Genomic DNA, 23,907 nt, shown 5'->3' on the forward strand with positions numbered 1-23,907 from the left:
GGCGGAGTTAATCATCTATTTCAACCTTACGTTCACCAGTCTTACCATCTATCTCGATCTTCACGTTGCCATTTTTTATCTTGACGTCTCCATCTTTTTCCACTTCTTTTTTATAATTGTCGCCACGTTTTATCTTGTAGCTACCATTGCTTTTTCGTTCTATCTTGTAGTCATCGTCACGCTTGCGCTTGTAATCGCCGTCCCTGTCATACTTCACTTTGTTGTCATCGCCTGCTTTTTCTTTGTAGCTACCATCGGCATCTGATTTTACTTTGTAGTCATCACCGTATTTTTCCTCGTAGTCGCCGTCTTTCTCGATCTGCAGTTTATAATCTTCATCGCCATTATAGACATACATATCTTGCAGACGCACTACTTCGTTGTTCACAATCTTGCCTGATGGACCATAGATGGTATCCTTACTTTTTGCATTGACGTAAAGCTTGACTGGTTCACCCGTTTCTACGTTGATCATCTCTCCGTTTTCTTCGTCACGTTCCAGTATCACTTGCTGACCGGTATTTAGGTCAATGTATTTTGCGTTAGCGCTTTCACACGCGGTCCATATGGTGGCACCGGCCGCTATGGCCAGTATCCATGTTAAAGCTTTCATATTTTTCACTTTTTCGTTCTTGATCACTTGTCCCATAGCAGAGGTTTAAAAAATGGTGCCAGACAGCGGCCGTGTGTCTACAATCGGTTGACATTCTTTTGCTGATGAATGTCATTTTTAAATGAAAATTGTTTTCCGCTACATTCGCCAACAATTCATAGCTTTCAGGAATGAAGATATCTTTTCATGGTGCTGCACGCACGGTAACAGGTTCTAAGCATTTGCTGCATTTAGATAACGGCAAAAAAGTATTGCTCGATTGTGGTATGTTTCAGGGGTTGGGCAAAGAAACTATAAAATTAAACTCAGAGTGGGGCTTCGAACCAACTGAGATCGATTATGTGATCATTTCGCATGCGCACGTAGACCATACAGGCTTGTTGCCCAAGCTGGTGAAGGATGGCTACCAGGGACCAATATATTGTACTCCTGCTACTGCCAGCCTTGCCAAGCTATTGCTGATCGACTCCGCGCATATACAGGAAGCAGACGTGAGATTTTTGAACAAAGACCGTGAAAGAGAAGGCAGACCTCTTGTTGAGCCTCTATATACCGAAGCTGATGCAACAAATGTTTTTCCATTGTTTGAAACTATTCCCTACAATGAGCGCTTCAAGATCGAGAATGGTTTAGAGCTACTGTATACTGATTGCGGTCATATTCTGGGGAGTGCAGCTGTGAACTTGCGTATCACGTACAAAGGCAAAGAAACAAAATTGACCTTCAGCGGTGATATTGGGCGGTACCGCGATATGATTTTAAAGTCGCCTGACGTTTTTCCGCAAGCCGATTATATCATCATGGAGTCGACCTATGGCGACAAGTTGCACGATCTCATGACCACATCTGTCGACAAGCTGCACGACGAGATAGTGCGTACTTGTATAGAGCAAAAAGGGAAGCTAATAGTGCCCGCCTTCAGCCTGGGCCGCACCCAGGAGATATTGTATTTGCTCAACAGGCTGGAATTAGAGAACCGCTTACCAAAACTTAATTATTATGTAGATAGTCCTCTTTCTGTAAAGGTTACCAATGCAGTGAAGCAGTATCCCGACCTTTTCAACCGGCCTACACAAAAGTTGCTATTGAAAGATCAGGATGTATTTGCGTTTACCGGCTTAAAATATATTGAGGAAGTTGAAGACTCGATGAACCTCAATACCAGTACTGAGCCTTGTGTGATCATATCAGCGTCAGGCATGGCCGAAGCAGGCAGGGTTAAGCATCATATTGCGCACAACGTGAGCGATGCACGGAATACGATCATGCTGACCGGCTATTGCGAACCCGCTTCGTTAGGAGCCAAGCTGAAACTGCAACCTTCCGAGGTGAGGATATTTGGCAGGATGATACCTGTTAAAGCTTCGATCACCGAAATAACAAGCCTAAGTGCGCACGGGGATTATGAGGACATGTCGCAGTGGCTGGGTTGCCAGAATCCACGCGAGGTAAGCAAGATATTCCTAGTGCACGGCGAGTACGATGTACAAATGAATTTCCAAAACCGGTTGATCAAAAAAGGTTTCAGGGATGTGGAGATACCCTCGTTGCACCAGATGATCGGCTTAGGAGAGTAATAGCTTTAAATAAAAAAAAGCCCCGCATCGCGGGGCTTTTCTATTGTTATGCTTGTTTTACAAGTTGTATCTCAGCGTGTATCTTGATCTCGTCGCTTACTACTACCTGGCCGGCTTCTGTTACCGCGCTCCAGGTCAAGCCAAATTCTTTACGGCTTATTTTACCATTGACGGTAAAGCCTGCCTTCGTTTGTCCGTAAGGGTCTACAACAATACCTCCATATTCCACGTTCAGGCTCACGGGTTGGGTTGTTCCCCTGATCGTGAGGTCGCCTTCTAACACATAGTCATCGCCTTTTTGCTTCAGGCTTTTTCCTTCAAAGGTCAATTGCGCATGACTGGCGGCATCAAAAAAGTCGGCAGACTTCAGGTGCGCATCACGCTGTTCGTTGTTGGTGCTTATAGAATCGATATCGGCAGTGAATGATATTTTAGATGCTTTTGTAAAATCATCGCCTTCTGTTTCCACGTTCAGATCGAATGTTTTAAAATGACCTGTAACCGTAGTGATCATCAGGTGTTTTACCTTAAACAGTACTTCTGAGTGCATCGGGTCGAGCTTCCATGTGGTCTTTTGCATAGTCTATTGTTTTAAAGTTATTTAATTGTCTTAACAACTGTTGTAGGTACAAAGGTACGAAAAAGTTTTTAATGTCCAATCGGTTTAGCCTATACACTCATAAAGCCTAATCCAGGGACAACAAAAAAGCCGCTTATTTCTAAGCGGCTTTTAACATATCCTTGAAAGATTTACTGTTTGGTAATTCTTACAGTTTCTGATCGATTGTCGTCTGTGTATTTCAACAGGTATACGCCCGAGGCCATGTTGCTCATGTCGATAGCTGTTTTAGCACCGTTAACTTGAGCATGACGCAACACTTTGCCACTGATGTCTGTGATGGTAATGGCGGCATTACCGTTAACAAGACCATACACATTTACATTCAGTGTTCCCTGTACAGGGTTAGGATAAGCTTCGATGTATGCTTCGTTGCCGTTGACGTTTGATACAGACACAGGGAAGGTTTTGAATGAAGCGGTACCCCAGTCTGAAGTGCTGTTAATGTTAACACTGCTGCAATGCGAGCGAACGTGAATATAATAGTCTTTGCCATCGTACAGAGCCGATGTTTGTAAGCTGGTGTAGTTATACTTAGTACCTACTGCCGGTGGCGTTGGAGAAGTAGTTATCGCATATTCGTAGTACAGGGCTGATAATACTGGTTCCCAATAGGCAACAGCATGATCGGTGCTGATATGGCTTACGCCGATAACAGGAGGACGACACACAATAGGTGTAAGGAACGAATCAAGTCCCCAGTTTGATACTTCGCCACCTACGCAGTTTGACCTGATGTGTATGTAGTACCATGTGTTCTCATTAAGACCGTTCGGAATATTGTCTGCAGGATTGGTTACGTTTTTCAGGCCTGTAGTGGTAGTAGGATCAGTTCTTACCTGGTCTACAAGGTAATCATAGTTAGTAGCAGATGGCCATGCATTCCATTTAAGGCCAGTGCCTGTAGGCGTGAGGTTAACTGTTTGGAATCCCAAAGGTGGTTTGCACGGAGGCAGTGTGGTGAACGGATAGTGCGCCCATGCTGATGGTGCAGTAGGGGAGCACTTGTTGCGTACGTGCAGGTAGTAGTTTGTAGACGGCGTAAGGCCGGAAACATTGGCGCTCGTACTTGTTGTTGGAATAGGTGTAGCCGTAGGGCTTGTGGCCGACTGGTCAACACAGTAGTCGTATCCTACAGAAGGTGTAACAGCACTCCAGCTTACTACAGCAGTTTTCGATGTTATTGAACTCACGTTAAGACCTGTTGGACCTGCGCAAGGAGAAACGATATCAAACTTATAATCTTCAGCTTCGCTAAAGGTTTCGTTAGAGCAATAATCCCATGTAGATGCAGGATAGTACGCGCAACGAATACGCAGGCGCGAAGTGCCCGGTGTAGCCGACATAGGCACCGTAAAACTACCGGTCACGGTAGCGTTGTTAGACAGGATGTTATTATACATCTGCTCGCCAGCGTCTGCCCAATCACCATCCAGGTTCCAGTCTACCCATATTTGATAATACTCGGTAAACGATGGACAGTTGGTGATGGAAAAATTCACTGTTGCGCCAAGAGATGCGGTATGCACCATGCTCGAATAATAAGTTAATACACCACCGCAACCGCTGTTGTTATTAGTAATGTTGGTGATGCCGTTGGTTGTAGAAAACGATTGTATGTAATCGCTCGAGCTACAACCGTAGGTAGAGGTTGGTGTGCAGTATTGAGCCTCTGCACTTATCGCTGCACCCGCCAGCAGGCAGGTAAGCGATAATTTGTTTAGAAAAGGGTAGAATGCCTTCATATATAAATAATAAGCGTTAACAAATGGATAACACCTAAGTTACCTTACATTATTAATAGACAGTTTTAAAATCCAATTAAAATATAAATCAAATGTAGAAGGCTGCCCACGTGGGCAGCCCTACTGAATTTCGATATAATATTATTTTTATTGTTTTGTTAGTCTAACTGTTTCAGTGCGTTGATCGTCTGTATACTTTAACAGGTATAATCCGGATGCAAGGTCACTCATGTCTATCGTTGTTTTAGACGATTTTAATGTCAGGTTACGTAGTACTTTGCCGTTGATATCGGTTATCGCTATTGTCGCATTACCATGCATTAAACCATGTACATCAATGCTAAGTGTTCCTTTTACAGGGTTGGGATAAGCCTCAATATAAGCCTCGTCCCCATTAGCGCCTGATACGGAAACAGGGAAGGTTTTGAATGATGCCGTCGCCCAGTCTGAAGTGGAAACGGTGTTCACACTCGAACAATGAGCACGTACATGGATATAATAATCCTTGCCATCGTACAATGCAGACATTTGGATGCTGGTGTAGTTGTACTTAGTTCCGATAGCAGGCGGTGTTGGCGATGTAGTGATGGCATATTCGTACTCCGTTGCCGATAGCACCGGGCTCCAGTAAGCCACTGCATGATCTGTGTTGATATGGCTGATATTGATCACCGGCGGGCGACAAACGATCGGTGTCAGGAACGAGTCGAGGCCCCATAGAGAAGTTTCCTCGCCCACACAGTTTGATCTAATGTGAATGTAGTACCAGGTGTTTTCCTGGAGACCGTTTGGAATATTGTCGGACGGGTTGGTCACATTCTGCAAGCCCGTTGTACTTGTCGGATCTGTTCTTACCTGGTCAACTATATAGTCATAGTCAGTAGCAGAGAGCCATGGATCCCATTTGAGCCCGCTCGCCGTTGGTTTCAGGTTAAAGGTTTTAAAGCCCAGGGGCGGTTTGCAAGGAGGCAAGGTAGTGAAGGCGTAGTGGGCCCAGGCAGATGGCGCTGTCGGCGAGCATTTGTTACGCACGTGCAGCCAATAATTAGTAGAAGGCGTTAAACCTGAAACCGGCGCGCTTGTACTGGTAGTAGCTATAGGTGTGCCTGTAGGACCGGTGGCTGATTGATCGACAGCATAGTCATAGCCAATTGAAGGAGTTACAGCGCTCCAGCCAACCGTGGCGGCCTGCGAAGTAATGCCGGTCACATTGAGACCGGTAGGTCCTACGCATGGCGACAGGATTACGAAGTTGTAGTCTTCGCATTCGCCCTCGTACAATTGGGTGCAAGGTCCGGGAGTGCTACCGTAGTTGCATCTTACACGCAGGCGTGAGTTGCCCGGAGTGGCTGTTGGAGGAATGGCAAACGATCCTGCAGCAGAACCTCCGCCACCCAGTGTTCCTGTATATACTTGCTCTCCGGGGTCGTCAAAATCTCCATCAATATTAAAGTCCACCCACATCCCATAACCCTCGGTCCAGCTGGCGTTGTTCAGTATGTTATAGTTAACAGTACTGCTTAACTGCCCTGTATGGGTTTGAGACGAATAGTAGGTATACCCTGTACCGTTGGTATTGGTACAGCCGGTATTGGTGTTGTTGATGTTGGTAATGCCATTAGTGGTAGTAACAGATACGATATAGTCAAGGCCACATCCAAGAGAATACAAACCAGTGGTACAGTACTGGGCAGCTACGCTGCCGCTTAGCAACAAGCCACCAAGGCTTGCAGCCATGAATTTAGCTAAGGCGTATAGACGTTTCATATGGTGTTGTTTCGATTATTGTCGAACGGGTACTGTAATTTAAAGAATTTGTAACAACTAATTAAATTTTTATTGAATTTGAAGGTCTGCTGTAGCAACGGTTAGAATTGAAGCTTGAGGTGTTTAGAGTTGGCCCGATGCTCCCGAATGCGTCTGAAAATTGTATTTTTAGTAAATGCTCAGGCAGATATTGACACTTATAATGGTGATAATTCCCTCATTATCAATAGCTCAACTATATGAGATTAACATAGCGTCTGTCAGTTTTAATTCAAGCGCTCCCAAAGAACTCATCCATGCGTCGACTGATAAATTGAAAGGTTATATAGACCCGCAGAAAAAAATATTTGCCTTTAAGCTCGACATTGCAAGTTTCAATGGTTTTAACTCGCCGCTTCAGCGCGAACACTTCAATGAAAATTACATGGAGAGTATTCTTTACCCCCAGGCCGTGTATGTGGGTAAGATCATTGAAGATGTAGACCTGACTAAGGATGGCGTGTATAAAGTCAGAGCTAAAGGCAAGCTGACTATACATGGTGTAGAACAGGAACGTATCATTAATTCTCTTGTTGAGACCCAAGGCGGCAAAATGGTTATTACTTCGGATTTTATAGTGCCGCTGGCCGATCACAACATTAAGATCCCCCGCATTGTTTATGAAAAACTCGCGTCGGACATAAATGTTACGGTGAAGGCCACGCTTGTTCCCAAAGACGTTAAACGCTAATGCGCGCAGGCTTACTGATAATTTTTTCTTTAGTTGCACTGGTACTTAGGGCGCAAAAGCCCTTCATGCAGGATGCATGGCTAAATGAACAAAACATTCCCGTCAAAGTAAACGCGATCGCCAGGGATGGTAAAGGGTATCATTGGCTGGCAACAGATGCAGGTTTGTGCCGTTTCAATGGCCGCAGTTTTGTTTTGTTACAGGATAGTGTCCATAAACCGGCCACTGCACTAACTGTACTCAGGGGTGTGGTGTTTGTTGGTTATAGTGATGGCAGCATCGGACATGTAAATGACGAGAATACTGTAGTACGTGTACGTCCTAAAAATGCGGCACCATCTTCGTCTATCACTTCGCTTCACTCTTTTGGCGGCGTGCTGTGGATATGTACAGAAGGTGAGGGCATATTCATTGTGGTAAACGGAAACAGCCTGGTGTTAAATACGACATCGGGGTTGTCTGATAATTTTGTGTACACGCTTGCGCTACTTCCAGATAATCACTTGCTGGCTGGCACCGACAAAGGGATAAACGAACTATGGCTGCGAGAAGGAAAGCTCCAGGTGCGCAATTATACCATGGCACAAGGTCTGCCAGATAATATTGTCAGGGTGATAAAACCGATAGCAGGCACTGGGCTTTATTGGTGTGGTATGCAACAGGCCGGCCTTGTTTTGTTTGATGGTAGCTCACGTAAGATCATTCAGCCGCATGTGGAACAGGGCTGGCAATGGGGGCAGGTTAACGATATCCTTCCAGTTGATAGCACGCGGGCCTGGGTGGTTACCGAAGAAGGTTATCTTCTGGAGACTAGTTTTAATCATGCTACTCATCAGCTCGATGTTGTTGCATCTCATATGCCGGGCAAGAGGCTAAAGGGGTTATTGATAGGCAGGTCGGGCGTCATCAGGATTGCCACCAATACAGGGTTGACGTTGGTGAGCGGCGAGTATATGCGCTACATTGATATGCCTGCAGACTACAAGCTGGGCGATATCCAGGCAATGACATGCGATAAGCAAAACAACTTGTGGTATGCGTCCGGATCTAAATTGTATACCATGCCCCTGGGCAACGCACAGTCTCCGCACCTTGTTGCTCAGCTGCCCGGAAACATTACCTGTTTGTATGCCGATAAAGACAACCGTGTTTGGATCGGTACGTTTGGCAATGGCGTGTGGTATTATGATGCCGACAATGGTTTGGTTGCAGTGAAAGGAATTGTGCCTTTACAGAATGAAAGTGTACTAGATATTGCCGGTACATCTGACAGGCTTTGGGTAGCGGGTCTCAACGGCGTTGAAGAAATTTATTATTCCGGCATTGACCCCAGGCACCTGGAGTTGCTGCGGCAACATAACAAGAACTCGGGTGTTGGCAGCGATTACATCTACCAGCTTTATCCCGATAGTAAAGGTCGGGTATGGATGGCTACCGATGGGGCGGGAGTTTGCATGTATAACGAAGGACGATATGCCAGGTGGGATTCCACCTCCGGTATGACGAGCAAGGTAGTATATTCAGTAGTTGAAGACGCTTTTGGGAATATATGGGCGGCTACGCTTACTGATGGTCTTTACCGCTTTGATGGCGACAAATGGATATCGATGCGTGGACTGGGAATGCAGGACGCAAATGTTTCGACAATAGCTGCCAATGCATCGGGCCAGGTGGTTGTTGTTAACGCAAAGGGCGTAGATATCTGGTATCCGCAAAGCGGTTTATTCCGTAACTACCCACATAAAACGTTTGGGATAGATAGTGCATCGTCGGTACTGAAATTATCGGCAAGGGATTCTCATGGCAATGTGTACATACCGTTTGAAGATGGTTTTATTGTTTTTAAGAATGTGGACAAGCGTTATGATATCAGGCCTGCAATTACCATCTCATCTACAAGTGTATTCTTTGAGCCTGTGCCATCCGGTACCAAGGATTTTAAGCATGACCAGAACCATATTAGCTTTCGTTTTGAAGGCATCAACTTTGCAAACCCCGAACGCCTGCATTACCGATATAAGCTGGAAGGCTATAACGATCGCTGGATAGTGACGAATGATGAATCCGTCACATTCCCGCAATTGCCAGACGGCGATTATACGTTCAGGGTACAGGCTTCGCTCAATGACATGTTCCATAAAGCGAGTGAAGCAAGGTATTCGTTCACAATAGCAAGGCCATTTTGGAAGCACGCATGGTTTATCATGCTGGTGACATTTTTTATAGGCGGTCTTACTGTGGTGTATGTACGACTTCGCGAAAGCAATCTGCGAAAAGTTTCGTCGCTGCAACGCGAGCGGATGATGTTTGAATATGAGCATCTGAAAAGTCAGGTCAATCCGCACTTCCTGTTCAATAGCTTGAACACGCTCGCCAGCCTTATAGAAGAAGATAGAAATGCTGCGGTTGATTACACTACACACCTTTCCGATCTCTATCGAAACATGTTGTCGTTTAGAGATAAGGATCTTATATCGCTGGAAGAAGAATGGGAAATATTGGAGAACTACCTGTTCATTCAGAAAAGCCGCTTTGGCGAGGCTCTGCGTGTGCACTTCAATGTATCCGACGATATTAGGAAGGAACGAAAGATCGTACCTCTTGCACTACAACTGCTGGTTGAAAATGCTATCAAGCACAATATTGTTTCCATGCTAAAGCCACTCGATATAGTTATTGAGACAATTGAAGATTCGCTGGTTGTAAAAAACAGTTATCAGCCTAAGCTGAGTAAAGAAAAAGGGGCGGGCCTTGGGCTCATCAACATTAAAAAGCGTTATGCCTTGCTTTCAAAAAAGCATACTAGATTTGGTATCCGCAATAACGAATATGTTGTAACATTGCCACTGTTATGAGAATCGCCATCATAGAAGACGAAATGCCCGCCTACCGCCGCCTTAGCAAGCTGGTAGAAGAGACTATCGCAGGTGCAAACATCGTTGCTCATCACGATAGTGTACAAGCGGCCAAGCCATGGTTCGAGCAAAATCCTGAAGTAGACCTCGTGTTCCTGGATATACACCTCGCAGACGGATCAGCCTTCGATCTGCTGAAGATGGTCAAGATCAACGCACCTATTGTATTCACAACTGCTTATGATCAATATGCACTCGAAGCATTCAAATCATCGAGCGTAGGTTATCTTTTAAAGCCGGTGAAAAAAGAAGAGTTGAAAAGTGCGCTTGAAAAGTTAGACGAGTTTAAAAAGATGTTTAGTAAGGCAGAAGAGAAATTGCTGCAAACGTTTTCGCAGGCCGAGTATAAAAAGCGTTTTGTTATACGTTTTGGCGAGCATATCAAGACGTTGAATGTAGAAGATATTGCGTACTGCTACAGCGAGAATAAAGCAACCTATGCCAGGACATTTGAAGGTCGTACCTTTCCTATGGATCATAATCTCGACGCCCTGGAGCACATGCTCGATCCCCAGGTTTTTTTCCGCATCAACAGGCAGTACCTTATCAACCTGAAGTCTATCGATGAAATGAAAACTTATAGCAAAGCTCGTGTCATCGTGACGCTAAAGCCCACGGTAAAGGAGCAGCCCATTGTTAGCTCAGAGCGTGCTGCTGATTTCAAACAATGGCTTGCAGGTGAACTGTAGCGTTTGTAGATGAGAAATATTTATCATAATTGCAAGGTGTTGGTATATTCATCGCAGCGTTTTCCCGCTTCGTCATAGTACTGTAAGTTCAATATTCGCTAACATTTATTTTTGAAACCAATTCAGATGAAAAGAAAAAAATGGCCGCTGATACTTGTTTTTGTTGGAGCGCTTGTAGCAATAGGAGCGGGCGTTGGAGTGGTAATGTGGAACAAGGCACCTGAGAAGGTAGAGGATAGTAAGGGTATTCCAGTTACAGCTACGCAACTCTGTACAGATTTCAGCACGGACGAAGCAAAAGCGAACCAGAAGTATCTGAATAAAGCTCTTGAAGTTACCGGCACGGTGAGTGAGATCACAAAAAACCAGGATGGTATCCCGGTGGTGATCGTACAGGGAGATGACCCTACACTGAATGTGCAATGTACGATGCGCGAAAAAGATGTAGTGCTGGAAACGGGTAAGACGGTAACGGTTAAGGGATTTTGCTCTGGTAATACAATGTTCGACGTGTTGTTGACAGATTGTATTGTCAAATAGAGCTTTAAAGACCGAACCCTAAAAATGGATATAGACTATGAGAAAGGTTTTTTTGTTTATCGCTTTGGCTGCAATGATCGGAACTGGGTGTAAACACGAGAACACGCCTCAACCATCAGGCGCCCCGACGCCAACACCCAATCCTGGCCCTAATCCCAATCCAAATCCAAATCCAACATCTGTTGATACAGTTCTTTGTTTTCAGCGAGACATATTGCCTATATTTTTGTCAAACTGCGCGATGAGTGGTTGCCACGATGCTGTAAGCAAGCAGGATGGCTTCCAGTTCACCGATTACAACTCTATTGTGAGCAAAGAGTTTGTTTCAGGCAATGCCAACGAAACAGAATTGTTTGAAAAGATAACGGAAGACAATGACGATAAGCGCATGCCACCGCCTCCACGCCCGGGACTGACGGCCACGCAAATAGCGCTGATAAAAAGATGGATAAACGAAGGGGCAAAAAATACAACGTGTAGCAGTGGTTGTGATTCGACCAATTTCAAGTATTCTTCGGCTATTAAACCGCTTACGGAGCAGTACTGCAGGGGGTGTCACAATTCAGCCGCAGCATCTGGCGGAATTATGTTGGATAGTTATGATGGTGTTAAAACAGTAGCACTGAATGGCCGGATGTTGGGCGCTATCAAACATTTGACGGGGTACCAGGCAATGCCGCAGGGAGGGAGTAAATTGTCAGATTGCCAGATATTGCAGGTAGAAAAATGGATAGCTGCAGGGGCGCAGAATAACTAAGGTTTAGTAATTTGTATTTTTAACTTATACTCATTCCAAAAGTCTAAATAAAAAGCATGAAAAAGCTTCTTGTAGTGTTATCGATGGTTGTATTGGCCGGTTGCTATAATGACAATGAACAGGATCTTTACCCCACACCGTCTAATCCGACCCCGACACCAGGCGGCGGTGACACCGTGTCTTTTGCAACGCAGGTAAAGCCGATAATAGATTCTAAATGTGCGACAGCAGGTTGTCATGACGCTAACGGCCTGGGTGGTGGATATAACTTCACTAATTATGCCGGCGTAAAATCGGCAGTGACCAACAACCGCCTGCTGGGTGCTATCAATTGGGAAAGTGGCTTTTCGCAAATGCCTAAGGGAATGCCTAAACTTGATCAGGCATCCATTACCCTGATCACCAACTGGGTGAACCAGGGTGCGTTAAACAACTAAGAAATCAGTTTAAATAGAATAGATCAAAAAGCATAGTGTATGAAAAAGATGATGATCGTAGCGGTTTTGGTATGCAGCTCCACAACCCTATTTGCCCAGAAATACATGACACGCACAGGCAAAGCCTCTTTCTTTTCAGCTACATCTTTAGAGAATATCGAGGCATTCAATAACGAGGTGGCCGGAATTGTTGATTCGAAATCAGGTGATGTTGTTTTCCAGGTGCCTATCAAAAGCTTTAAATTTGAAAAGGCGCTGATGCAAGAGCACTTTAATGAGAACTATATGGAAAGCGATAAGTTTCCTAAAGCAGAATTTAAGGGAAAGATCGTAGATCTAAGTGGTGTTAACTTTTCTAAAGACGGCACTTACAACGTAAAGACGAATGGTAAGCTTACCATACACGGCGTAACACGCGATGTTAGCATGCCCGGCACCGTTGTAGTAAAAGGCAACACTGCTACTGTAAGTTCAAAATTCAATGTAAAGACAGCAGATTACAATATCTCGATACCTAAAATGGTGGAAGGAAAAGTGGCGAAGACAATAGAGGTAACGGTAAACAGTATTCTAACTCAAAAGTAATATCTTAGGCCCGTTAAAAAATAACTATGCGCCTCACATCAGCAATTCTATTCACAGCATTGGTGGTAGTTTCAACACCATCAGTGCTGTTTGCACAAGACGATAAAAAAAAGCAGCAAACTGAGGAGAAAGATTCATCGGACGATCTGATGAATATGCTGGAGGAAGAAGGAAATGCCGCTCCAAAGAAAAAAGAATACGTATCAGCGACATTCAAGTCTACGCGCGTTATTAACGGCCATAGTATCGAGAATACACCGAAAGGTGTCCTCGATTTTCGCGTGAGCCACCGCTTTGGTCCTGTTAATTCTGGCTTGAGGGATTTCTTCGGCCTGGATGCTGCCAATACCATGATCGGGTTCGATTATGGTGTTACAGACTGGTTGATGGTTGGCCTGAACAGGAGTACTTATCAAAAAGAAATTGGTGGTTTTGCAAAGGTGAAATTGTTGCGCCAGACGGAGAGCAATTCGATGCCTGTATCACTGAGCTATATGGGTGGTGTGTCTGTACAAACCATGCCTGCTCCCGTATATTCTGCAGTAGTAGACAGTGCAACAGGCGACACGGTGATCCCGCAATACCATTTTACCAACAGGCTCTATTTTGTAAACCAGTTGATACTGGCCAAAAAGTTCAGCAATGTGTTCTCGCTTCAACTGATGCCGACTCATATCCATTACAACCTGGTGCCTACGCGGGATGAGCCGAATAACATATTTGCACTTGGTATTGGAGGACGCGTAAAACTGTCTAACCGTATTTCGCTCACAGGTGAATACTACTACCGTTTTAATGAACTGAATGGTTACCACAACTCGGTGTCGCTGGGTATGGACATCGAGACCGGCGGACACGTATTCCAGCTGATGCTGACCAATGCAATTGCTATGACGGAACGTGCGTTCATTGGCCAAAGTTCAGACGATTGGTTTGATGGTGGCATCCACTTCGGATTCAACATTTCGCGTGTGTTCACTATTGTAAGGCCGAAAGGTTTTGAGACTTCACGCAACAAGATCTGGTAAGGATAAATACATCGATATTGAAAAAGCCACCTTAACAGGTGGCTTTTCTTATGCATAAACAGGAGCTTTTTGCGTTGTTATTATTAGGTTTATTGTTGAACGACTAAGATTGCTTGTGAAAATACAAACACAAAAAACAATAGCGGTATTTGAACTGGCCGCGCGGGTATACTTAGCGTATATGCTGGTGGAGTATGGAGTTTCTAAGCTGACCGGTGGCATGTTCAATAATGCGTCGCCGCAGGTATTAAATACACCACTGAAAGATGTAGATCTGTTTCACCTAACATGGTACTGGTTCTATAAGAACAAGTTGCTTACCTATTTTATAGGTATCATTCAGATAGCTGCAGCCGCGTTGCTGCTTTTTAGCCGAACAGTTATCATAGGTGTCCTGCTGGCATTGCCGGTTTTGTTTTCAATTTTGCTAGTGGATATATACTGTGTTGGCAGTGCAGCATTGATAATCAGGGTAGCGTTTTACAACTTGCTGCTGCTAGGTTTTATAGTCTATCGCTGGCAGGTATCTAAAACAATATTTACCCAATTGGTTTTGGTGAATAAAACCCGTGTAGGAAACAAGCCTATATTGCTTGCAGCGACCGCCGGTGCAGTTATAGTATTGGCGATAATGGAACTGATAATTGTCTGGGGCCTTGCTCTACTGGCAAACTAATAGACGTTCTTAAAATAATTACCGAGGAACTCTGCTTCCGGTAGCACTGCCTTCAGGTGGTGTTTCAAATGCTCCACATAGTCCTGTGCAATGAATTCAAGTGTAAATGGACCTTTGCCGCCTATGGATATCGTGTGTTGCAACGCATCTGCTGGCAGGTGCTGAATGATATGGGCCAAATGAATATTGTAATCTTCCCACAGGTTCAGGATGTTTTGCCAGGAGGCGTCGTTGTAACGCTGCACTGCCACCCATTCGTCCTGCGCATAGGGTGGGAAATCATGCTCGGTATGCATGATGGTGCGTACGAACTTTTGCTGGTTGTTGGCTGCCGAGTCTACCAGGTGGCCGATGATCTCTTTTTTAGACCATTTTCCCGGTGCCGGTTTGATGGAGGCTTCTGCATCTGCGATCGTTCTTAGCAGCGGCAGCGCCTGCTGCATGGTGTTGAGTAGTTGCGTGGCTGTGTGTTTCATATGGTGTGTTTATTTGTTGATCAATTGCATCGCCCTGTTGTAAACAGGGTCGTCGCCGGAAAGTAGCTGGTCTATGGTGGCGTTTACCTCAATGTCAGGTATCACGCCACGCGCATTCTGGCCTTTATTTGTCTCCGGGTGGCTTGCAGCCGGAGATACGAATTTACGAATAGGAAAGTGAACCCTCAGCTGCGAGTTCGGCAACATCACCATAGGCAGGTTGCCGCTGCACCCTTCAAATGCGCCGCCTGTTTCTTCTCCAATGAAAACAGTGTTATTCCTCTTTGCCCTTAGCATAGAAGCCAACAAGCCGGTAGTCGAGAATGTATATCCATCAGCCAGTACATACAGCTTGCCTGTAAATGGTGTCTTAGACGGCTTTTGGACGAAGGTCCACTGGTAAGTGTCCCATACATAAATGCTATCGCCTTTCAACACTGTGTCTAAACGCATGCCATAAGTATTGGTCAGGAAACTTCTGCCAAGCGATGTATGCACTACCGAAGGGAACATGTGGGGATAGCGTAATTCAACCCTATCTATAAATTTGAAATCACTATCAGTAAGATGGCTGTAAACTTTGCCGGGATAATTCATCCGGCCACCATAGTTGCCGCGTATGTCGAGCACCAGGTTTTTTACTTTCACTTCGTTTACAACAGCAAAGCTGGAGTCGATGAACTTTTCCAACTGTGCATCCGTCATGCCAAATACATTCGGGTCGAAGCTGCGTAACGTTAATACCGCTGTTTGTCCATCTGTAAAAAGTAGAAATCCCGGAGGGGGCGTTTGGCCGATGTGTTGTCTTGTCCTGCTGTCTTCAATCGTTCGCCACTTTGCAGCAGGCACTTTTACATTACTTGTTTTGCCTTCAGGATATTCTTTTATCTGGAGGTCGAATTGTTGTGGTCTTCCGTAGGCTATGCTGTAGTAACTGCGGAATGAAGCTTCGATATCGCGCAACTTCTTTGTTTGTGTAGCTGCACCATCGGCTACGATATACTGCTTTAGCTTGTTGATGATGGTGGATGCCGGAACATTGTTGATCTTCAATACTTCGGTTACATGCTTAGCAGCAATTTCAGGTTTCTCCGAGTGGTTTACCCAGAGATACATTTTGCCATTTGCGATCTTGATATCGAAAGGAAAGTAGTATCCATTCTCTGCGAGGTAAGCTTCAGCTGCACGCGAAGGGTACACAACAAAATGCAGGTCTTGCAGAAAAACGATCGCAGGTAATACGATATCTTTTCTAAAAGCTTCTTCGGTCATCGGCTGGTTGATATGCGCCGATTGCGCTACAAACATCGAGTCAACCTGCTTCTTTGTTTTATAACGATAAAGTGCAGGGTCTAGTTCTGTCAGTGTTTCATGCAGCACATGCAGGTCTTCTTTCAATTGCTCCGCAGTGAATTGCATTCCGGGAGTGTAGTCCGAACGTTCCTGGGCAATCGCATTGCTAGTGAAGGATAGAGCCAGTAAACAGCCTAAGATGCGTAAAGTCGAAAATCGCATGGTTGTGGTATGATACCACAAAATACAATTATTCTTTTACCAGCCTTTGGGTGAAGCTTATTCGGCTTGTACCTCAGTCTGTTCTTCTGATTGCTTCTTCTTTTTATTGCCAAGCGTAAAGCAGAAATTGATTGTGGCAGGCAGTGTGGCAAAAACTGCGTTGTGATCCATACGTGCCGGCGGGTTGAACATCCTGATGTAATAGACCCGCGGCGATACTTCAACGCCTATCGCGATGTTTTTCTCGAGGTAGTAAAAATACCTTGTTGCTCCGCCCACCATCAGTCCAATGCTGCCGTTCGATGAAAAGCCGAACACGGGCCCGGCAGATCCGTAATAGCTAAGGCTGGAGCCGCCTTTTCTTATTTCCCTGCCCAAGTTAGCGGTCAGGGCAATGGCTGGATGGCCGTAGTTGTGGCGAATGCGGTAGACGTACGTCCGTTTAAACTCTGTTACTTTGGCCGTATCCATGGTTGATACTTCAGTTAGGTCGATGCTTACGCCTTTTAAAACGCTAGTCTTCGATGTCGTCATAAACCTGAATCGCGATGAATATCCACGGGATACGGGATCATCGACCTGTTGGGTAAATCCATACGTCACCGCGGGCCCCACGCCGAAGCTAAATGACCGCTCCTGTGCTGCGGCAATCTTGATCGTACATAGAAAAGCGGTAAGCAGCGGCAAGTGTCGGATCATCGGTAGTTGCGTTAGTATAAATATAAACAGAAAAAAGCCCCGCGTTATTGCGGGGCTTTTCAGAAATATTAGGAATGCCAATTACGCTACCAGTGTATCCAGTACCTGGTTCATGTTGCGTACTGCTTCAGCCGATTTGTTGAACAGTTCTTGCTCTTCAGCATTCAGTTTGTAATCGATAATTTTTTCCCAACCGTTGCGACCTACTACTACAGGTACGCCCAGGCAGATATCGTTTTGACCGTACTCACCTTCCAGCGATACGCAGCAAGGGAATACTTTCTTTTCGTTGCGGATGATGCTTTCAACCAGTGCAGCTCCTGCAGCACCTGGTGCATACCATGCAGATGTACCCAGCAGTTTGGTCAGGGTAGCACCGCCCACCATTGTGTCGGCAGAAATTTGTTTCAGTTGTTCTGCGCTCAGGAAGTTGCTAACCGGAGTACCGTTCAGCGTAGCCAGGCGAGTAAGAGGTATCATGGTAGTATCACCGTGACCACCGATCACAACACCGTGCAGGTCGTTTGGAGAGCAATCCAGTGCAGCTTGCAGGTAGCATTTGAAACGTGCGCTGTCCAGGATACCGCCCATACCAATGATACGGTTCTTAGGAAGGCCTGTAGCTTTCAGCGTCAGGTAAGTCATAGTATCCATTGGGTTGCTGATCACCACGATGATAGCATTAGGTGAATACTCGAGCAGGCTTTTCGCAACACCTTCAACGATCTTAGCGTTAGTGCCGATCAGTTCTTCGCGGGTCATACCTGGTTTGCGGGGAATACCAGAAGTGATAACGCAAACGTCAGAGTTAGCAGTTTTGCTATAGTCGTTCGTGCTGCCTATAACACGTGTGTCAAAGCCCAGCAACGATGCTGTTTGCATAATGTCGAGAGCTTTACCTTCAGCAAAACCTTCTTTAATGTCAACGAGCACCAGCTCTTCTACCAATTCTTTGCGGGCAATGTTGTCAGCGCAAGTTGCGCCTACTGCGCCTGCACCCACTACGGTTACTTTCATTTTATTGTATAGTTTTTGTCTGTTAGAGAATGGCTGCAAATATAGGGCAATACAGCTATTTATCCCATTGGGACGCCATTTTGGAATGCCTGAATTTTGGGATTTAATGCGGCTTACTCCTGCGATGCCGTATAGATGAGGTCGACGGCGTAGGTGCCTTCGGGGATGCTTTGGCCCGGTTTGGTCTTGTATTTCACCGAATAGTTCTGGTTGCCACCCGTACCGCCGCCAATGATCACGTTCTGGCTTTCGGTAGAAAGTGGGAAATACTGGTTGTTGCCGCCGGTGCCCGGTGCTATGGTGCCACCTCTGCCATTGTCGCTTACCGACATGCTCAGGGTGCTGTCTATCGGCATTTCCGGGGCGGGGTATTGTGCCCCGCTATAATTGAACATGCCCGACTTGGCATGCACGTTCACATTAAAAGATTTGTTGGTGCGTACCCTGATCTCTTGTTTCGGCGATTCTATACCATGTATATAGTCGCCCGGGTTTTTGAATTGCATGGATATCGGTCCGTCGAAACCAGAATTGTTGCCGCCAAATGATACTTCAATCACATTCGACAGGCTCATCATCAGCATCTGAGAAGAGCCTACGTTCTGCGCATAAGAGGCCATGCAACAGCCAAAAGTTGATATGAAAAGGATGGCGAACTTTTTCATGTGGGCAGAGGTACTGTTATCTGCACTGCAAATATGCAAACATTTTGCCGTAGCCTCCAACCACCCATGAGGTTTTAACGGCTGGTTTGTAACCAGTTAACGAGCAATTAATAAAACCGTTAGGGTTTTATGCTCCCGTCAATGCTGTCGTCCATGGTTTTGCCCACCGCAGCCGATACCATCATTTTAAAATATGCCACCATGCCGCCATGTTTGGTATCCCAATAATATCCTTGTTCGGGCCTGACCCTGATGACGCTGATATTGGGATCATCTTTACCTTCTGTAAACCAGGCTTTAGCGTGCGGCTTCCACAGTTCTTCAATTTTCTGACGGTCGTAGAGCACGTCTGCATGGCCAAAAACGGTCATGTATTCTGAGTTGTTCCTGTCGGCATACGGCAGCTGAACTTTGTCATCCTGTTTGATCTCGCGGTCCTTGTCGCTGTCTTTCCCACTGAAGAACCAAAAATTCCCCTCGTCATCCACACCCTGCGTACTCATGGGCCGCACTTCGAACGGTGTTTGAGCCAATTGTGTGCAAAACATGCATATGTCTACATCTTTGGCCATTTTCTTCATTTTTTCAATGGCTTCTTTCTGCTCCAGGTTTTTGGTATTGCCCATCAGGTTTGTTTTGGCCAACTAACTACAAAACCCTGCCATATATGTGCTTTTCAGGCTGTTCAAAACTATTTTTTACCTTCGCGCCATGAATCCCAACAAGCGCGTTTACGATAACATACTGCAAACCATTGGTAATACCCCGCTGATCAAGCTGCATAAGGTGACATCTGACCTGCCTTGCACGGTGTACGCCAAAGTGGAGAGCTTCAATCCGGGCAACTCTATCAAAGACCGTATGGCTCTGAAGATGCTGGAAGTGGCTGAAAAAGAAGGTAAGATCAAACCGGGCGGTACTATAATAGAAGGTACTTCTGGTAATACCGGTATGGGACTGGCGCTGGCCGCCATCGTGAAAGGCTACAAGTGCATATTCGCTACTACCGATAAACAATCGAAAGAAAAAGCGGATATCCTGAAAGCCCTGGGTGCTGAGGTGATCGTTTGCCCAACAAACGTAGAGCCTGAAGATCCGCGTTCTTATTATTCTGTATCAAAACGCCTATCTACAGAGATACCTAACAGCTGGTATGTGAACCAGTACGACAACCTGGCTAACCGCCAGGCGCACTACGAACAAACTGGTCCGGAGATTTGGGAACAAACCGAAGGTAAAATCACGCACCTGGTAGTAGCCGCAGGTACCGGTGGTACTATCGTAGGTACGGGTATGTACCTGAAAGAAAAGAATCCGAATGTCAAAGTTTGGGCGATAGACACCTACGGTTCGCTGTTGAAAAAATGGTTTGAAACTGGCGAGCTGGACATGGGCGAGGTATATCCGTATATATCTGAAGGTTTTGGTGAAGACTTCCTTCCGCAGAACTATATCAAAGAAGCCATCGACAAATTTGAAAAAGTGACCGATAAAGACGGTGCGGTAATGGCTCGTAAGATCGCTAAAGAAGAAGGCATCTTCGCTGGTTATTCTGCCGGTTCGGTAATAGCTGGTTTGAAACAACTGAAAGCTGAATTGAAACCTACAGACGTTGTTGTAGTGATCTTCCACGACCACGGTAGCCGTTATGTAGGTAAAGTATATAACGACGAGTGGATGCTGGATCGTGGTTTCCTGGATGTTGATACAGTAAAAGACCTGATAGGTGGCCTGGGCCGCCGCAGGCTGGTAACGATAGATGAAGATGCAAAGGTGAGCGATGCACTGGAGCTGATGAAGAAATATGATATCGAGCAGATACCGGTAACGAAAGGCGGCGACGTAACAGGCGCTATCACACAAGCAGGCTTGTTCAAAAAACTGATCGAGAATGCCGACGTGAAGGACTTCCTGATAGCCGATGTGAAAGAGCCGGCGCTACCTGAAGTGAGCATGGACACACCGCTGGAAAGGCTGACGCACTACATCACTAAAGAGAATGGCGCCATCCTGACCAAAGACGAAAGCGGTCAGCATCATATCCTTACCAAGTACGATATTCTGAACGCGTTTAGCAAAGGGTAATCAATGAGCTTCATTCAACGTTTTATAAAAAAGCCACCGGTACTATTCCCACTGGTGGCTTTATTTCATATCGGGCTGCTGCTGTACAGCATTTATGATTACAGCAGCGAGCCATTAAGCTCGCCCATCTGGCTGCAACCGATATGGCTGCTAGCTTATGCTGTCAGCTGGCTGTTCATCTGCGATATGAGGAAGTGGGCAGCTTATGCCTACCTGGGTCTTACTGCGCTTAATCTCATTCTACACTTTGCATTAAAATCGCCTACCGACCTGGCTTACTTTACAGATGCCTTGTTCCCTGTAGATATCCTCTTCTCATTTTTTGTACTGTTCTATTTCAGGTATTTCGAATGAGGCGCACAATAATAGATATGATGGGCAGGGAGGTGGAGTATTCATATCCACCCAAACGCATTGTGTCTGTGGTTCCCTCGCAAACAGAATTGCTGTATGATCTCGGTCTTGACGAAGAAGTAGTAGGCATCACCAAATTCTGTGTGCATCCTGAGGCGTGGTTTCGCAGCAAAACAAGAATAGGCGGAACCAAGCAGTTGTACATCGATAAGATCCGCGACTTAAAGCCTGATCTCATCATCGCTAATAAAGAAGAAAATACGCAGGATCAGATAGAAGAACTTGCCAAAGAGTTTCCAGTCTGGCTGAGCGACATACAGAATATACCGCAGGCACTGCAAATGATACAGGTAGTTGGTCAGCTGGCTGGGAAAGAGCATAAGGCTGCCGGGATCGTTGATCATGTAGTTGGCGGCTTTAATGCGCTGAAACGTGCCACCGCTCCTAAACGCGTAGCGTATTTCATCTGGTACAAACCCTGGATGAGTGTAGGTAAAGACACATTCATCAGCAACATGATACACACCATTGGTTGGCAGAATGTGTTTGCCGATAGATCTCGCTATCCCGAGATCACGCTTGAGGAGCTGAAAGAATACAACCCTGAACTCGTATTGCTTTCTTCAGAGCCTTTTCCTTTCAAAGAAAAACACATTGACGAGATCAAAGCTATTCTCCCCAATGCTGATGTGAAACTCGTAGACGGCGAAATGTTCAGCTGGTATGGGAGTAGGATGTTGAAGGCAGTAGGGTATATGCAGGCAATATCCAACAGCTAACCATGTTCTAACCAGTGATGGTGCGTTAATTCGCTACTGCATTCAGATCAGCAATTGTGATGCTGTTTCGGTTGATGCCAATTGCTTTGTTTCCGGCGATTATTGCATTGTCAAGATTGAGTATCGCTGAATTTTTTCCGTCTTTTAATATGACCAGCGCTTTGTCGCTTAGCATCAGTGTTTTGCCCTTGTGCTGCACAGTTTGCCATACAGGTAGCATAAAACGTTCGGCTGTAGTAGCTCCATTGTCAAAACTGTAAATGAAGTTTCCTTTGTCTTTAACAAAGAATTTTCCTGGATAGGCTTCTGCGAGCAATTTATAAGTGCCACCTTTTTGTTCTACGTAGGTTGTACGCGGATCAATAAATGTGGCTATCGGTGATAGTCCTGTTTTCTTTAGATTTTTAGTGAAAATACGCTCTCCGGTTGTCGTGTTTATTGCAACGATATATTGGTCATTGTAATTCGCAAAAAATGTTTGACCAATAAGTTGCCAGGACGCGATCACACCCTTTGTTCCAAGGCTATCCATGTATATCGGCTTCCCCGTATGCTTGTCGTAACATGCGAAAAAGGGATGTCCGCATAGCATGAATGTATTTTGTCCTGTGGGTACGTAGCCCTGGTTTATGAGAAAAATATCATCTCCATTAGCAGAAAGGATCGAGGAGCTCGTTTTCGCGCCATTGAGAGGAGTTTCGAACTTCTTAATACCCGTGTTGATATCTACAGCTACCAGGTTTTCCAGCGAAGCAAAATAAGCTAGGTTCCCGTCTACAAGGATGTTTGAGTTGGCATTGCTGATCGCGGTTCCATTACCGAGCTGACCGGTTGCATGAGCCGCGGCAACTCCACCGATCGCACCCAATGCCAGTGTGGAAACGAATACGAGGCTGGAATTGGCAACTTCAAATCTTTGACCCTTGTGATAGTCCCAGCCGGTTTTTGAGGGATAGCCCCAGCTTTTGCCTGTCTTTGTATTTACTCCGAACAGCCCGTCGGCTGCAATGACATAGGTATTGTTATCTATGTGCTTTGCCTCGTTTACGCCATAACGGTGTTGTGTCCCGGCATTAGCTATCCTTTGTCCATTTTCCGGGTTGAACACATTCCCCGTTTGATCGATAACAGTGTTGAAATGTGGATCGATGCCTGCCAGCTGCCCTTTTTTCGAAAAAGTGGTCATACCATTTGCCTTGCTCAGGTAATCAGTGCGTCGCCCGTCATATCGGGTAATTCCTTGTTGAGCCATTTTAACACCGTAGGTACGGGTATCGGGCTTGATGGACCAGGTCAGCTTTTGGTTCTTAAGGTCAACAAATGTCAGTTCCTCTTTGTCGCCGGTTCGTGGTGGAGTTGAAACAATAACCAGTTGCTGCTTAAGCGTGTCGATGTCAAAATAAGTGATGGGATTGGGGAGAGTAAGCTGCTGCCCATAGATAGGCTGGCCATCTGTTCCTATTATAATCTCTTTGAATTGCGCGAAAGTCGGGTGAGCAAGCAGGCTTAGCACTGCTATAGTCAGTTTCTTCATAGTGTACTGCAAAAATTATCTATTAATGGGGAAGGATTGATAGTGATTTTGATTTAATTAATTTTTTGTTGTATATTTGTTATCGGCACGTTGGCAATGCAAAAT

The 23,907-nt window shown here is 45.5% G+C and carries 24 protein-coding genes; 13 read left to right on the forward strand and 11 right to left on the reverse strand.

Going from position 1 to position 23,907, the window contains the following annotated elements:
• Nucleotides 1-7: 7 nt before the first annotated feature.
• Nucleotides 8-649 (reverse strand): hypothetical protein, encoded by a 642-nt coding sequence (locus P2W83_RS09685; protein WP_276133518.1) that lies wholly within the window; start codon nucleotides 647-649, stop codon nucleotides 8-10.
• 134 nt (nucleotides 650-783) lie between these two features.
• Between P2W83_RS09685 and P2W83_RS09690 the strand changes: the two genes are divergently transcribed.
• On the forward strand, nucleotides 784-2,190 hold the full coding sequence (locus tag P2W83_RS09690) for an MBL fold metallo-hydrolase (RefSeq protein ID WP_276133519.1): 1,407 nt from the start codon (nucleotides 784-786) through the stop codon (nucleotides 2,188-2,190).
• Between the two features lie 46 nt (nucleotides 2,191-2,236).
• Here the strand turns inward: P2W83_RS09690 and P2W83_RS09695 are convergent, their stop codons facing one another.
• The 3 genes from P2W83_RS09695 to P2W83_RS09705 all read right to left on the reverse strand — a co-directional run bounded on the left by P2W83_RS09695 (nucleotide 2,237) and on the right by P2W83_RS09705 (nucleotide 6,321).
• Entirely contained in the window at nucleotides 2,237-2,770 is a 534-nt protein-coding gene (locus tag P2W83_RS09695) for a YceI family protein (protein ID WP_276133520.1), read from the reverse strand.
• Between the two features lie 170 nt (nucleotides 2,771-2,940).
• Nucleotides 2,941-4,554, reverse strand: a complete 1,614-nt coding sequence (locus P2W83_RS09700; protein ID WP_276133521.1) for a T9SS type A sorting domain-containing protein — start codon at nucleotides 4,552-4,554, stop codon at nucleotides 2,941-2,943.
• 147 nt (nucleotides 4,555-4,701) lie between these two features.
• Complete coding sequence (locus P2W83_RS09705) at nucleotides 4,702-6,321, reverse strand: T9SS type A sorting domain-containing protein (protein ID WP_276133522.1); 1,620 nt, start codon at nucleotides 6,319-6,321, stop codon at nucleotides 4,702-4,704.
• Between the two features lie 175 nt (nucleotides 6,322-6,496).
• Between P2W83_RS09705 and P2W83_RS09710 the strand changes: the two genes are divergently transcribed.
• The 9 genes from P2W83_RS09710 to P2W83_RS09750 all read left to right on the forward strand — a co-directional run bounded on the left by P2W83_RS09710 (nucleotide 6,497) and on the right by P2W83_RS09750 (nucleotide 14,678).
• Nucleotides 6,497-7,051, forward strand: a complete 555-nt coding sequence (locus P2W83_RS09710) for a YceI family protein (RefSeq protein WP_276133523.1) — start codon at nucleotides 6,497-6,499, stop codon at nucleotides 7,049-7,051.
• A complete protein-coding gene (locus tag P2W83_RS09715) occupies nucleotides 7,051-9,906 on the forward strand; it encodes a sensor histidine kinase (RefSeq protein WP_276133524.1) in 2,856 nt (951 codons plus the stop codon). Before P2W83_RS09710 ends, P2W83_RS09715 begins: the two co-directional genes overlap by 1 nt.
• On the forward strand, nucleotides 9,903-10,655 hold the full coding sequence (locus tag P2W83_RS09720) for a LytR/AlgR family response regulator transcription factor (RefSeq protein WP_276133525.1): 753 nt from the start codon (nucleotides 9,903-9,905) through the stop codon (nucleotides 10,653-10,655). The genes P2W83_RS09715 and P2W83_RS09720 overlap by 4 nt, the downstream gene beginning before the upstream one ends.
• Nucleotides 10,656-10,781: 126 nt before the next feature.
• A complete protein-coding gene (locus P2W83_RS09725; RefSeq protein WP_276133526.1) occupies nucleotides 10,782-11,195 on the forward strand; it encodes an OB-fold protein in 414 nt (137 codons plus the stop codon).
• A 37-nt stretch (nucleotides 11,196-11,232) separates the two neighbouring features.
• Nucleotides 11,233-11,952: a c-type cytochrome domain-containing protein gene (locus tag P2W83_RS09730; RefSeq protein WP_276133527.1), complete on the forward strand. Its 720-nt coding sequence runs from the start codon at nucleotides 11,233-11,235 to the stop codon at nucleotides 11,950-11,952.
• A 56-nt stretch (nucleotides 11,953-12,008) separates the two neighbouring features.
• Nucleotides 12,009-12,389, forward strand: a complete 381-nt coding sequence (locus P2W83_RS09735) for a hypothetical protein (RefSeq protein ID WP_276133528.1) — start codon at nucleotides 12,009-12,011, stop codon at nucleotides 12,387-12,389.
• Between the two features lie 39 nt (nucleotides 12,390-12,428).
• Nucleotides 12,429-12,974 carry a YceI family protein gene (locus P2W83_RS09740; RefSeq protein WP_276133529.1) on the forward strand — a complete coding sequence of 182 codons (546 nt, stop codon included), beginning with the start codon at nucleotides 12,429-12,431 and terminating at the stop codon, nucleotides 12,972-12,974.
• A gap of 26 nt (nucleotides 12,975-13,000) precedes the next feature.
• Nucleotides 13,001-14,002, forward strand: coding sequence for a DUF5777 family beta-barrel protein (locus P2W83_RS09745; RefSeq protein ID WP_276133530.1), 1,002 nt, complete (start codon nucleotides 13,001-13,003; stop codon nucleotides 14,000-14,002).
• A gap of 115 nt (nucleotides 14,003-14,117) precedes the next feature.
• Nucleotides 14,118-14,678 (forward strand): hypothetical protein, encoded by a 561-nt coding sequence (locus P2W83_RS09750; RefSeq protein ID WP_276133531.1) that lies wholly within the window; start codon nucleotides 14,118-14,120, stop codon nucleotides 14,676-14,678.
• Here the strand turns inward: P2W83_RS09750 and P2W83_RS09755 are convergent.
• The 6 genes from P2W83_RS09755 to P2W83_RS09780 all read right to left on the reverse strand — a co-directional run bounded on the left by P2W83_RS09755 (nucleotide 14,675) and on the right by P2W83_RS09780 (nucleotide 19,676).
• Nucleotides 14,675-15,154: a DinB family protein gene (locus tag P2W83_RS09755; RefSeq protein WP_276133532.1), complete on the reverse strand. Its 480-nt coding sequence runs from the start codon at nucleotides 15,152-15,154 to the stop codon at nucleotides 14,675-14,677. The genes P2W83_RS09750 and P2W83_RS09755 overlap by 4 nt on opposite strands.
• Before the next feature lie 9 nt (nucleotides 15,155-15,163).
• A complete protein-coding gene (locus tag P2W83_RS09760) occupies nucleotides 15,164-16,669 on the reverse strand; it encodes a S41 family peptidase (RefSeq protein ID WP_276133533.1) in 1,506 nt (501 codons plus the stop codon).
• Nucleotides 16,670-16,726: 57 nt separating this feature from the next.
• A complete protein-coding gene (locus P2W83_RS09765; protein WP_276133534.1) occupies nucleotides 16,727-17,368 on the reverse strand; it encodes a hypothetical protein in 642 nt (213 codons plus the stop codon).
• Nucleotides 17,369-17,449: 81 nt separating this feature from the next.
• Entirely contained in the window at nucleotides 17,450-18,385 is a 936-nt protein-coding gene (mdh, locus tag P2W83_RS09770) for a malate dehydrogenase (RefSeq protein ID WP_276133535.1), read from the reverse strand.
• Between the two features lie 113 nt (nucleotides 18,386-18,498).
• Nucleotides 18,499-19,050 (reverse strand): hypothetical protein, encoded by a 552-nt coding sequence (locus tag P2W83_RS09775; RefSeq protein WP_276133536.1) that lies wholly within the window; start codon nucleotides 19,048-19,050, stop codon nucleotides 18,499-18,501.
• Nucleotides 19,051-19,169: 119 nt separating this feature from the next.
• Entirely contained in the window at nucleotides 19,170-19,676 is a 507-nt protein-coding gene (locus P2W83_RS09780; RefSeq protein ID WP_276133537.1) for a pyridoxamine 5'-phosphate oxidase family protein, read from the reverse strand.
• Between the two features lie 85 nt (nucleotides 19,677-19,761).
• On the opposite strand from P2W83_RS09780, the gene P2W83_RS09785 reads away from it, so the two are divergent.
• The 3 genes from P2W83_RS09785 to P2W83_RS09795 are packed head-to-tail and all read left to right on the forward strand — an operon-like array spanning nucleotide 19,762 to nucleotide 22,268.
• Entirely contained in the window at nucleotides 19,762-21,135 is a 1,374-nt protein-coding gene (locus P2W83_RS09785; protein WP_276133538.1) for a pyridoxal-phosphate dependent enzyme, read from the forward strand.
• Between the two features lie 3 nt (nucleotides 21,136-21,138).
• A complete protein-coding gene (locus tag P2W83_RS09790) occupies nucleotides 21,139-21,489 on the forward strand; it encodes a hypothetical protein (RefSeq protein ID WP_276133539.1) in 351 nt (116 codons plus the stop codon).
• Nucleotides 21,486-22,268, forward strand: coding sequence for a helical backbone metal receptor (locus P2W83_RS09795; protein ID WP_276133540.1), 783 nt, complete (start codon nucleotides 21,486-21,488; stop codon nucleotides 22,266-22,268). The genes P2W83_RS09790 and P2W83_RS09795 overlap by 4 nt, the downstream gene beginning before the upstream one ends.
• Nucleotides 22,269-22,293: 25 nt before the next feature.
• Here P2W83_RS09795 and P2W83_RS09800 read toward each other — a convergent pair whose 3' ends face one another.
• Nucleotides 22,294-23,802 carry a hypothetical protein gene (locus tag P2W83_RS09800; RefSeq protein WP_276133541.1) on the reverse strand — a complete coding sequence of 503 codons (1,509 nt, stop codon included), beginning with the start codon at nucleotides 23,800-23,802 and terminating at the stop codon, nucleotides 22,294-22,296.
• Nucleotides 23,803-23,907 lie beyond the last annotated feature (105 nt).

This window comes from Polluticoccus soli (genome assembly GCF_029269745.1).
GTDB lineage: Bacteria > Bacteroidota > Bacteroidia > Chitinophagales > Chitinophagaceae > Polluticoccus > Polluticoccus soli.